Source organism: Streptomyces sp. NPDC055013 (genome assembly GCF_053608645.1).
In genome coordinates this window covers 38,990-50,479 of sequence record NZ_JBSGVW010000053.1, presented here as the reverse complement: position 1 = coordinate 50,479, position 11,490 = coordinate 38,990, and the positions used below count along the sequence as shown (strand labels likewise).

At 71.9% G+C, this 11,490-nt stretch carries 10 protein-coding genes; 3 read left to right on the top strand and 7 right to left on the bottom strand.

Features of this window, described 5'->3' with window-relative positions:
* Nucleotides 1–81: 81 nt before the first annotated feature.
* The 4 genes from ACWGDB_RS39120 to ACWGDB_RS39105 all read right to left on the bottom strand — a co-directional run bounded on the left by ACWGDB_RS39120 (nt 82) and on the right by ACWGDB_RS39105 (nt 3,936).
* A complete protein-coding gene (locus ACWGDB_RS39120; RefSeq protein WP_453826819.1) occupies nt 82–1,005 on the bottom strand; it encodes a sirohydrochlorin chelatase in 924 nt (307 codons plus the stop codon).
* A 120-nt stretch (nt 1,006–1,125) separates the two neighbouring features.
* A complete protein-coding gene (locus ACWGDB_RS39115) occupies nt 1,126–2,103 on the bottom strand; it encodes an N-acetylglucosamine kinase (RefSeq protein WP_453826818.1) in 978 nt (325 codons plus the stop codon).
* Complete coding sequence (locus ACWGDB_RS39110) at nt 2,100–2,777, bottom strand: uracil-DNA glycosylase (protein WP_453826817.1); 678 nt, start codon at nt 2,775–2,777, stop codon at nt 2,100–2,102. The genes ACWGDB_RS39115 and ACWGDB_RS39110 overlap by 4 nt, the downstream gene beginning before the upstream one ends.
* Before the next feature lie 73 nt (nt 2,778–2,850).
* Nucleotides 2,851–3,936, bottom strand: a complete 1,086-nt coding sequence (locus ACWGDB_RS39105; RefSeq protein WP_453826816.1) for a WD40/YVTN/BNR-like repeat-containing protein — start codon at nt 3,934–3,936, stop codon at nt 2,851–2,853.
* A 278-nt stretch (nt 3,937–4,214) separates the two neighbouring features.
* On the opposite strand from ACWGDB_RS39105, the gene ACWGDB_RS39100 reads away from it, so the two are divergent.
* Nucleotides 4,215–4,802, top strand: coding sequence for an Rv1733c family protein (locus tag ACWGDB_RS39100; RefSeq protein ID WP_453826815.1), 588 nt, complete (start codon nt 4,215–4,217; stop codon nt 4,800–4,802).
* A 484-nt stretch (nt 4,803–5,286) separates the two neighbouring features.
* On the opposite strand, the gene ACWGDB_RS39095 is transcribed toward ACWGDB_RS39100, so the two are convergent.
* Nucleotides 5,287–6,981, bottom strand: a complete 1,695-nt coding sequence (locus ACWGDB_RS39095) for a DNA alkylation response protein (protein ID WP_453826814.1) — start codon at nt 6,979–6,981, stop codon at nt 5,287–5,289.
* A 74-nt stretch (nt 6,982–7,055) separates the two neighbouring features.
* Here ACWGDB_RS39095 and ACWGDB_RS39090 point away from each other — a divergent pair, with 74 nt between their 5' ends.
* Nucleotides 7,056–7,847: a PaaX family transcriptional regulator C-terminal domain-containing protein gene (locus tag ACWGDB_RS39090; protein WP_453826813.1), complete on the top strand. Its 792-nt coding sequence runs from the start codon at nt 7,056–7,058 to the stop codon at nt 7,845–7,847.
* A gap of 90 nt (nt 7,848–7,937) precedes the next feature.
* On the opposite strand, the gene ACWGDB_RS39085 is transcribed toward ACWGDB_RS39090, so the two are convergent.
* Together ACWGDB_RS39085 and ACWGDB_RS39080 are read right to left on the bottom strand one after the other, a co-directional pair.
* Nucleotides 7,938–8,720 carry a pectate lyase gene (locus ACWGDB_RS39085; RefSeq protein ID WP_453826812.1) on the bottom strand — a complete coding sequence of 261 codons (783 nt, stop codon included), beginning with the start codon at nt 8,718–8,720 and terminating at the stop codon, nt 7,938–7,940.
* Nucleotides 8,721–8,791: 71 nt separating this feature from the next.
* Nucleotides 8,792–9,772, bottom strand: coding sequence for a pectate lyase family protein (locus tag ACWGDB_RS39080; protein ID WP_453826811.1), 981 nt, complete (start codon nt 9,770–9,772; stop codon nt 8,792–8,794).
* A 311-nt stretch (nt 9,773–10,083) separates the two neighbouring features.
* Between ACWGDB_RS39080 and ACWGDB_RS39075 the strand changes: the two genes are divergently transcribed.
* Entirely contained in the window at nt 10,084–11,397 is a 1,314-nt protein-coding gene (locus ACWGDB_RS39075; RefSeq protein ID WP_453826810.1) for an extracellular catalytic domain type 1 short-chain-length polyhydroxyalkanoate depolymerase, read from the top strand.
* Nucleotides 11,398–11,490: the final 93 nt, after the last annotated feature.

The following is an 11,490-nucleotide window of genomic DNA, read 5'->3' as shown; positions in this document are numbered from 1 at the left end:
GCTCCGGACGTGGAGCGGGCCCTTCGGCGTGACGGCGGCGACGCGCACATCAGCCGTGCGGTCACGTGTACATGGGCGACGTCAGCGGACCGGCGTGCCCTGCGCCTGCTGCGGGGCGATGCCCAGCGCCGACGTGTACTTCGACAGGGCGAGCTTGCCGATCGCCGGGTACGGGCCGAGCGCCTCGGCGGCGGAGCAGCCCGCCTCGTGAGCGGCCTCCGCGACCACGCTCGGGTCGATCTCCGGCCCTATCAGGTACGGCGCCAGCGCCAGCTGCTGGGAGCCCGAGGAACGCAGCTGCTCGGCGACCGCCGAGATCGAGCCCTCCTGGTCCAGAGCCGCCGCCATCACCGGCACGGCCAGGCGCGCGGCGAGCAGCATGCCGGTGATCCCGGCCGCCTGCACGGCCTCCTCGCCGCCGACGGAGGCGAGGATGATGCCGTCCGCGGCCGTGGCCACGGTGAACAGGCGGGCACGGTCGGCGCGGGCCAGACCGGCCTCGGACAGGCGCACGTGCAGCGCCTCCGCGAGCAGCGGGTGCGGGCCCAGCACATCGGTCAGGTCGGCCGCGACGCGGCTGTCCATCACGGCCTGGCGGATGACGCGCAGCAGCGCGCTGTCCGGGCCGGCGAGCAGCGGCACGACGACGGCGACGGGGCCCTCCGGCTCCTTGGCCTCCACCCCTGCGGCGATCGCCTGCTCGTAACGGGCGGCGCGCTCCTCGGCCGCGTGCACAAGCACCGACGGGAGAGTGGGGAACTCCACGTCATCGCCGTCGACGTACCCGATCCGGGCGTCGAGGCCGGGGAGCTCGGAGCGGGCGATGCTCACGACCTCCTCGGCGAGACTGCGGGTCGCGGCGCTAGGCGTGCCCGGCACCGCGAGAACGAGCGCGGGCGCGCCCTCGGGAGCCGCCAACTGCTCGGGTCGGCGGTGCCGCCCGGGCTGACGAGGTCGCGGCATTCGTACTGGCAGGCCGGACGCGGGCCCAGTGGGGGAGCTCATGGCGACGCATGTTACTGGCTTCTTGGGCTCCCCTGTTCGGGGAGGGTGCAGGTGAGCGGTATCCGTCCGCTTTTGTCTGATTGAGTTACGTGCAGAGTGGAACCGGGTGGCCTAGGTGGATCAGTCCCCCTTGTCGTTCACCACGCAGAGCATCGCCTCGTCACTCGGCAGCGTGAGCGTGTCCGTCGCGAGGTCGGTCGCGATGCGCACCGACCCGTCGAGCGGATCCCCTGTGGCCGGCACCCTGCGTGCGTGCGGCAGGCGCTTCGCCAATTCCTCTTCCAGGGGCGCGACGAGAGGGTCCCCCATCTTGAACAGGCCGCCGGTGAGCGCGACTTGAGGCTCTCCGGTGGTGGGGCAGACGGCGGCCGCGGAGTCGGCCATGTGCCGTGCTGCGGCCCGCAGGATGTCGACGGCCGCCGGATCGCCGTCGGCGCAGGCGGCCACATGGGGAGCGAAGGAGGCCAGGACGGCAGGGCGGTCGGGCCGTGGATACAGCTTCCCGGGCAGCTCCCGCACCGGGCCGAACCATTCCTCGGCGCGGGCCAGCAGGCGGGCCGATCCGCCCGAGCGCCCGTCGTGCGCGCGCAGCGCCGCCTCGAGCCCGGCCCGCCCGATCCAGGCGCCGCTGCCGCAGTCGCCGAGCAGATGCCCCCAGCCGTCCGCGCGGCGCCAGTTCGCCAGGTCGGTGCCGATCGCGATGAGTCCCGTACCGGCGGCGACCACGGCGCCGGGTCTCGGCCCGAGGGCGCCGACATAGGCGGCGACGGCATCCGCGGCGAGCGCGACCCGCCCGATGCCGAACTCCCGCCGCAGCGCGCCCGGCAGTTCGGCGCGCAGCGCATCACCCAGGCTGGCCATCCCGGCAGCCCCGACGGCGGCCGCGTCCAACCGGTCCGCACCGGCCTCGGCCAGCAGTGCCCGCACCATGGGCACGAGTTGCTCCATGAAATGCCCGGGGTCGATGCCCCGCTCCTCGGTGCGAACCGGTTCGCGGGACTCCCGCCGGGCGGTCGCCGCACGACCGACGGTGCCGACGACGACTCGCAGGCCGGACCCTCCTGAGTCGACGGCGAGGAATCCGGAGGGGCCGGTCACGGCAGACGCCAGTCCACCGGTTGTCCTCCCTGCCCGATCAGCAGGTCGTTGGCCCGGCTGAACGGGCGGGAGCCGAAGAAGCCGCGGTCGGCGGACATGGGGGAGGGATGCGCGGACTCCACCGACGGGAGTCTGCCGAGCAGGGGACGGAGGTTGCGGGCGTCTCGGCCCCAGAGAATGGAGACCAGCGGCTTGCCGCGCCCGGCGAGCGCGCGGATGGCCTGCTCGGTGACCTCCTCCCAGCCCTTGCCGCGGTGGGCGGCCGGTTTGCGCGGGGCCGTGGTGAGCGCCCTGTTGAGCAGCAGCACGCCCTGCTGGGTCCACGGCGTCAGATCGCCGTTGGACGGCTGCGGCAGCCCCAGGTCGGTGTTGAGCTCCCGGTAGATGTTGATGAGGCTGCCGGGCAGCGGACGCACGTCGGGGGCCACCGAGAACGACAGCCCCACGGCATGTCCGGGGGTCGGATAGGGGTCCTGTCCGACGATCAGGACCCGTACGTCGTCGAAGGGCTGCTGGAAGGCCCTCAGGACGTTCGGCCCGGCCGGTAGATAGGTGCGCCCCGCGGCGATCTCCGCGCGCAGGAAGTCGCCCATCCCGGCGATCCGTTCGGCAACGGGTTCCAGGGCCTGCGCCCAGCCCGCTTCGACGATTTCATGCAAGGGTCGTGGTGCCACGGGCGTCACCCTACTGCCGCACGGGCGGCGGTGATCAACCAGTGGCCAAGGCCGGCCCCAGAGCCGCGACGGCTCATCCGACCACCGCGGCCCTGACGCACAGCACGTCCGGGAGATGTGACGCCAACTCCTGCCAGCTGTCGCCGTCGTCGGCGGAGGCGAACACCTCGCCGTTGCGATTGCCGAAGTACACGCCCGCCGGGTCCCCGTCGTCCGTGCACATCGCGTCGCGCAGCACCGTGCCGTAGTGGTCGTCCTGCGGCAGTCCCGCCGACAGCGGCTCCCAGGTCTTGCCCGCGTCCGCCGTACGGAAGACGCGACAGCGGTGGTCGGCCGGGACTCGGTCCGAGTCGGCGTTGATCGGGAACACGAACGCCGTCTCGCCGCGGTGGGGGTGCGCGGCCACGGCGAAGCCGAACGTGGAGGGCAGGCCCTCGCCGATGTCCGTCCAGTTCGCGCCCGCGTCGTCGCTGCGGTACACGCCCCAGTGGTTCTGCAGATACAGCCGGTCCGGCGTCGCCGCGTCCTGCGCGATCTTGTGGACGCACTGACCGAACTCGGGGTTCGGATCCGGCAGGAACACCGCGGAGACACCGGAGTTGGACGGCGACCAGCTGGCACCGCCGTCGGCCGTCCTGAACACCCCTGCCGTCGAGACGGCGACCGTCACGGCCTGCGGGTCGCGCTTGTCGGTGATCACGGTGTGCAGGCCCTCACCGCCGCCGCCCGGCACCCACTTCGAGCGGGTCGGGTGCTCCCACAGCGGGCGGACCAGCTCGAAGGTCTCGCCGCGGTCCTCCGAGCGGTACAGCGCCGCCGGTTCCGTGCCCGCGTACACCACGTCGGGTTCCGCGGCCGCCGGGTGGAGCTGCCACACGCGCTCCAGCGAAGCGTCCGTGTCCTTGGGGAACTTGACGGCCGGCTGGGCCGGTTCGGTCCAGGTGCGGCCCAGGTCGTCGGAGTGGAAGACCGACGGGCCCCAGTGGGCGCTGTCGCCGCCCGCCAGAAGTCGCGGACGCTCGCCGCGGGTGTCGATGGCGACCGAGTACACGGCCTGGGCGTTGAAGTAGGGGCTCTCGTCGAACTCCCAGGTGCCGCCTCGCCTCCGCCCGATGAACAGGCCCTTGCGCGTGCCCACGGCGAGCATTGCCTCGGTCATGCCGACCACCTCCGCGACGTCTCTGTCTCAGGTACCGGCCAGTCTGCACCCCGGCACTGACAGTCACCTCTGGAAAGGCTTACGCCGCAGGTCAGCGCGGCGATGATAGCCCTCAGGCGGGAGCCGCGGGCACTTTCGCGAAGACGCCGGCGAGGGCCGCGTGACCCGTGCCACGGTCGATCCCGGTACGTGCAGTGAGCATCCGCCTCCCGTCTCCCGTATGGGAGGGCGGCCGGTCCGGCAGGCACGTTCGTGCCCTCATGAGGAGGAAGCCTTCGATGGCGTTCCGTGGTCCGAAGGTGTGGCTGTGGCGCTGGCGGCGCAATCCGCTCAAACGCCGGGCCGACGCGGTGGAGGCCTGGGTGCTCCTCGCCGCCTGGGTACTGACTGTCCTGTGCGGAGTGCTCGCCGGCCTGGCGACGGCCCGCACTGTCGAGCACGGAATGGCCCGGGAGCGCGTCGAGTGGCGGCCCGTCGTGGCCCTGCTCACCGAACAGGCACCGGGCACGTTCGACGCGCGCTCCGGCACGTCGACCAGCGACTACGTATGGGCGAAGGTCCGCTGGAGCACGCGGGACGGTTCCGCGCACACCGGCCAGGCCCGCGTCCGCCCCGGCAGCGGCGTCGGCACGCCGGTCACCGTCTGGACGGACCCGCAGGGCCGTCTGGTGACCCGGCCCGCCACCCCCTCCGAGGCCCGCACCCGAGCCACCCTGGTCGGCGGCCTCGCAGGCCTCTGCGCCGCCTCCGTCCCCTTCCTCGCCGGCCGAGCCCTTCGCAGCCGTCTGGAGAGCCACCGCATCGACCACTGGGGCTACGAGTGGGCACGCTTCGGGCCGCTGTGGGGTGGCCGGACGACGGGGTGACGGCCGTAGGGGCACGGCCCGTGGCTGCCTCGGCGGCGGCGCAGGAGGCGGCCCGGCAGCGGTTCCATCCAACCCGTCCATGAAGCAGTGCGGTCCCAGCCGCGATCGAGACGGCGCGTCGCGCGGCACTGGCCGACGGCGCCGCGCGGCGACGGGGCGACGGGGCGCCAAGAAAGGGACTACGGCGGCGGCAGGCTCGGGCGGAGCTGGGCCGCGGGGTCGGTGGTCCGCGTCCCTTGCCGGACCGCACCACGGGGCATGCCGGACAGTGCTCACGCCTGATCCACCGGCCCACGTCCCTCGGGCAGCACGCCCTCATCCGTCAGACTCCCGGCGCCCGGCGCCGGGAGTCACCCGATGGCGAGCCCCCCGCGCGTGGGCTTGCCCGTATCCCGTGGGCGGCACTCAGCCGGTCAGTCCTGCTCTCTCCTGGCCGCCCTGTGGTGCCACCGCCCCCCCCGGGCCGCACCTCAGCCTTCAGCCGTCATCCCACACCCGGCAGCGCCCGCCCCAGAATCCCGTCCACGTCCGCCGCGTCCGGCAGCGTGCCGAAGGCGTGGCCCCAGTCGCCGGCCAGTCGGGTGGCGCAAAAGGCATCGGCGACCGGTGTGGGGGCGTGGCGGATCAGGAGGGAGGCCTGGAGGGTGAGGGCCATCAGCTCGACCAGGCGGCGGGCGGAGGCCTCGGAGCCCGCGGCGAGCAGGGACTTCAGGCGGGTCACCGACGCGTCCAGACGCGCGTCCGCCCCCTGTGCCAGGCCAAGTTCGGCGAAGAGTGCCTCCGCAGTGCCCGGCTCACGGCTCAACGCCCGTAGGACGTCGAGGGCGTTGACGTTCCCCGAGCCCTCCCAGATCGACAGGAGCGGAGCCTCGCGGTAGTGGCGGGGCATGCCCGACTCCTCGACGTAGCCGTTGCCCCCGAGGCACTCGAGGGCCTCCGCGGTGAAGGCCGGACCCCGCTTGGTGACCCAGTACTTGCCGACGGCGGTGGCGATCCGGCGGAACGCCGCCTCGGTCCCGTCCGCGTCGTCCCCGCGAACCACCCGGTCGGCCGCACCGGCCAGCCGTAGCGTGAGCGTCGTGGCGGCCTCGGACTCCAGTGCCAGGTCGGCCAGGACGTTGCGCATCAGTGGCTGGTCGACCAGTCGCGCCCCGAACGCGCTGCGGTGACGCACATGGTGCCCCGCCTCGACGAGCGTCTTGCGCATCAGCGTCGCCGAGGACATCACGCAGTCCAGCCGGGTGCAGTTGACCATCTCGATGATCGTCTTCACGCCCCGTCCCTCGGGCCCCACCAGCCAGGCGACGGTGCCGTCGAACTCGGGCTCGGAGGAGGCGTTGGAACGGTTGCCCAGCTTGTCCTTCAGGCGCTGGATGCGGAATGTGTTGCGGCTGCCGTCGGGCAGGACACGTGGCACGAGAAAACAGGACAGCCCGCCCGGCGCCTGCGCCAGGACCAGGAAGACGTCGCACATGGGCGCCGAGGTGAACCACTTGTGCCCGCGCAGCGTGTACACGCCGGGCTCGGCCGTCGGCGACGCCGTGGTGGTGTTCGTACGGACGTCGGAGCCGCCCTGCTTCTCGGTCATCCCCATGCCCGCGAGCAGACCCGGCTTCTCGGTGGGCACGCGCAGCTCCGGGTCGTACTCCCGGCTGGTCAGCAGCGGTTCGTAGATTTTCGCGAGCTCGGGCTGCCGGCGCAGCACGGGGACCGCGGCGTACGTCATGGACGCCGGGCAGCCGTGTCCCGCCTCCGTGTGCCCCCACACCAGTCCGCCCGCGGTCCGCGCGACATGCGCCCCGGGCCGCTCGTCCGCCCAGGGAGCGGCCGCCAGCCCCTCGCCGACCGCGACCCGCATCAGGTGGTGCCAGCTCGGATGGAACTCGACCTCGTCGACACGATGGCCGTACCGGTCGTGCGTCCGCAGCACGGGCTCGTGGCGATTGGCCTGCTCACCCCACTCCTGCGCCTCGGCGCTCCCGGCCCGCAGGCCCAGCCGCCGGATGTCCTCCTCGGCCCACCCGGCACCCTCGCGGCGCAGCCCCTCGATCAGGGCCGTGTCCTCGGAGGCGTCATAGGGCGCCAGGGGAGGGGGCTGGTTGGTGACGTCGTGGGTGCCGTACTGCCCGGACTGCTCCGGCGCGACTCCGGACTGTTCCTGCGCGAGTATCGAGACCATGCCACCAGTGTTGCATCATTGCTGCGGTTGTAGCAATCCTGTAATACGCCAGTCGGCACGTAAGGTACCTGGCGATGCCGAACAACCCGTCACCGCCGACCGACGAGGTGGACCTGCGCCCGCTGTCCGCCCGGTCGGTCGTCCTGAGCCTGCTGCTGGGGCTGCATCCGCCCGAGCTGCCGGTGAAGGAGCTGGTGCGCAGCGTGGAGCCCTTCGGGATTGCGGGGTCCACCGTGCGGGCCGCGCTCAGCCGGATGGTCGCGGCCGGCGACCTGCGGCGCGCCGACACGGTCTACCGGCTCAGCGACCGGCTCCTGGAACGGCAGCGGCGGCAGGACGACGCCGTCCACCCCGAGACCCTGCCCTGGGACGGCGACTGGGAGATGGTCGTCGTCACCGTCACGGGGCGTGGCCCCGCCGAACGCGCGGAACTGCGCACCGAGTTGACCCGGCTCCGGCTCGCCGAGCTCCGCGAGGGCGTCTGGCTGCGCCCGGGCAACCTGCTCCGGCCCCTGCCGGGCGACCTCGTCCAGGTGGCCCAGCGCTACACGGCCCGCCCCGACCGCCCCGCACCCGAGCTCGCCGCGAGCCTGTGGCCGCTGGACGCCTGGGCCGGCACCGGGCGCGCCCTGCTCACCGAGGTCGCCCACGCGCGCCGGCCGTCCGACCGTTTCACCGCCTTCGCGGCCGTCGTGCGGCACCTGCTCGCCGACCCGGTACTGCCCCCTGAACTCCTGCCCGCCGACTGGCCGGGCGACCGACTGCGCGCCGCGTACGCGGACTACCGACGGGAACTCGCGGAGGACGTACGCGCGCGGGACGGGCACGACCGCTCCGACAGCGCACGCGCGCGTGCCGGCAACTGACCGCACACGACACGACGGCCAGCCCGAAGCGCCGTGCGGGGACGCTTCGGACGGCCGCCTTCACCGTGGGGGACTGTCTGCGAGCGGGTGCTACCGGTAGGTGATGTCCGAGCTGGAGTACAGGCAGTTCGTGCTGTCCGGCCCCGTGCCCACGGCCGTGTTGTTGTTGTACTTCTGGCACGGGACGACCTTGCGGCCGGCGTCGCTGAGGATCGTGATGCCGCGCAGTGTCGCCACGTCGTTGCGGTTGACGTTGATGCCGACCAGACGCGCGGTGGACCCCGTGCCGGTCACCTCGATGTTGCTGAGGTTGACCTTGCGCGTGTACTGCGTGGAGCAGTCGCCGCACGAGCGGTACAGCGTCTTGAAGTCGCTGACGGCGAAGTTGGAGATGTTCAGCGTGCCGGGCCCGTTGTGCTGGAAGACCTTGTCGGCGGCCTTCTTGGCGCCGCCGCCGGTCACGGTGTAGGTGGAGCCGCCCCGGAAGGTGGCCGCGTCCTCGCCGACGTCCTCCCACCACACGTTCTGCAGGGTGCAGTTGCCCTCGCAGTGGATGCCGTCGGCGCCGGGCGCGCCGATGATGACGTTCTTCAGCGTCGCGCCGGCCGCGAGCTTGAAGATCGGATCCTGGCCCTCCTCCTGACCGTCACCGGCCAGGTCGCCGCTGCCGTAGTAGCGGACCATGCCGCCGTCGCGGACGCCGGACACGGAGATGGTGGAGCTCACCGGCTGGCTGCTGCTGGGCGTCGGCCAGGTGGCGGCGCTCGCCGGCGGCGCGCTGACTGTCGTGATCATGACAGACGAGAGGCCGAGGGCGGTCAGACCGCCGGTCAGTGCGCGCCGGCGGGCGCGGGGCTTTGCTGGTGAAGTCATGTCCCGTATGCCTTCTTCCAGTTGTGGGGGTCTCGGATCGGAAGTGCCGATCTTCGTCCAGGTGGGGGTGGTCAGAGCTTCCCGGCGCCCGCGCCGGACGTCACCGAGGCGACGACGGTGGACGCGGACTCCGCGGTGTAGCCGTAGGGCGGCGTGGTGAACGTGCCGACCCGGGAGATCTCGGTCGCGGCCCCGCCGAGATCGTTGCCGCGCAGATTGGCGTAGCCGTCCACGTCGCTGCTGCGGTTCGTGGTGACGGCGATCTTGGTGTCGCGGAAGACGTTGTTCTCCACGAGCATCTGGGCGCCCATGCGCGAGTGGCAGGCGGTGTCCGCGCCGGCCACGTAGTTGTTGTAGAAGTGCCCGGTGCCGAAGCGCAGGCTGGGGATGCGCGAGTAGACGTTGCTGAACTGGTTGTGGTGGTACGTCACCTTCAGATGCCCGGTGTCCTCGCTCGCGTTGTTGTCGCTGTGGCCGACGAGTGAGCCCTTGAAGTGGTCCTTGAAGGTGTTCCAGGACACCGTGACGTTGTCCGAGCCGTGATTGATGTCCAGCAGGCCGTCGTAGTGGTCCTTGTCGTGATCGCGGTCGGCCGAGAAGGAGTTGTGGTCGATCCACACCTTCGTCGACTCCTGGACGGTGACGCCGTCGGCCGGCGCCACCGGCTTGCTGATGTTCAGGTTCCGGATGACGACGTTGGTGACCTCCTTCAGGCGCAGCCCGCCGCCGGTGAAGCCGGCCGACGAACCGACGCCCAGCACCGTGGTGTTGGAGCCGACGTCCACCTGGCCGCTCAGCGGGATGAGGCCGTTGACCCGGACGACCTTGGCCGAGTCGCCGGTGACCGCCGCCTTGAAGGCGTCCAGCGTCGAGACGGTGACCGCCGAGGCGCTGCCGCCGCCGGTCGTGCCGGCGCCGAACCCGACCGGCGAGGTATCGGCCGCCCCGGCCGACTGCGGGAGGGCGATGACGGCCGCGGCGGCCAGGACTGTTGCCGCGGCCGTCGCCAGTGCCGTTCTTTGCGGGCGTGCACGTGGGGGGAGAGTTCGCATGGGGTGCGTCCCTTCGAGAGGAGCGACACGAGCATGTACGTGAACGTTGAACGTCATGCAGAACGCCGTGTGCGGGCAGTGTGGCCATGTGGGGGCGCTGCGCAGTGAGCCGGTCACACTGTTGAACGGAACGTAGACGGCAAGCGCTTTCTAGTCAACGCTTTGCGTGGAAGAAATCGTCAGCCCTGGTGGGGGTAAGGGCTCTCCCGGGTCGAGCGTGGAAGTGGGCGTGGGAGCGCTTCCATGCCGAGCGTGTCCATGCCACGATGCCTCACCGTGAGGCCCCTCCCGCGACCAGAAGGGACAAGGACGTGCCCACCCCCATCCGCACGACCGCGACAGGGAAGCTCCGGACGCTGCTCGCCGCCCTGCTGCCGTTGTTGGCAACCCTCCTCGTCGCCGCCCCCACGGCCGCCGCCCGCACCCAGGCCGCCGATGCCGTGCCGACCGCGACGCTGACCGAGGTCACCGATTTCGGAACCAACCCCAGCAACCTGCGGATGTACGTGTACGTGCCGGACAACGTCACCGCCAACCCGGCGGTTCTGGTGGCCGTGCACTGGTGCACCGGCTCCGGACCGGACATGTACAACGGCACCGAGTACGACACGCTCGCCGACCAGTACGGCTTCGTCGTGGTCTACCCGTCCGTAACCCGCAGCAGCAAGTGCTTCGACGTCTCCTCGCCGCAGGCGCTGCGGCGCGACGGGGGCAGCGACCCGGTCGGCATCAGGTCCATGGTCGACTGGGTGACCCGCACCTACGACGCCGACGCCGACCGCGTCTTCGCCACCGGCATCTCCTCCGGGGCGATGATGACGAACGTCCTGCTCGGCGACTACCCGGACGTGTTCGCCGCGGGCGCGGCCTTCTCGGGCGTCCCATTCGGCTGCTTCGCCACGACCGACGGCTCCGAGTGGAACAGTGCCTGCGCGAACGGCACCGTCACGCACACCCCGCAGCAGTGGGGCGACCTGGTGCGCGGCGCCTACCCCGGCTACACCGGACCCCGCCCGCGCATGCAGCTGTGGCACGGCACCGAGGACGATGTCCTGCGCCACCCCAACTTCGGAGAGATGATCAAGCAGTGGACGGATGTCCAGGGCGTCAGCCAGACCCCGGCCGCCACGGACACGCCCCAGTCCGGCTGGACCCGCACCCGCTACGGCGGCACCGGCGACCGGGCACCCGTCGAGGCGATCAGCCTGCAGGGCGTCGGCCACAACCTGTACGGCTATGGCATGGCGGCCCGGGTGCTCACCTCCTTCGGCCTCGACAGCGGCGGCCCGGCGCCCCAGCCGCAGCCCGGCGCCTGCAAGGTGACCGCGACCACCAACGCCTGGAACACGGGCCTGACCGCCTCCGTGACGATCACCAACACGGGCACTACGGCGATCAACGGCTGGCGGCTCGGCTTCACCCTGCCCACGGGCCAGTCGATCACCAACGGCTGGGGAGCCACGTACGCCCCGGCCTCCGGCGCGGTGACGGCGAGCAGCGCCTCGTACAACGCGGCGCTCGCGCCCGGGGCGAGCGTCAGCATCGGTTACCAGGCGAACCACACCGGGAACAGCGGGGCACCGGGCGCCTTCACGCTCAACGGGACGGGCTGCGTCTCGGGGTGATCGCCCTCGGCGAGGAGGGAGGACCTGAGAGATCCCTTGCGTCGCCCGTGCGCGGATGACATGCCGTTTTGCGGGAACCCGGCCGCACGGGAA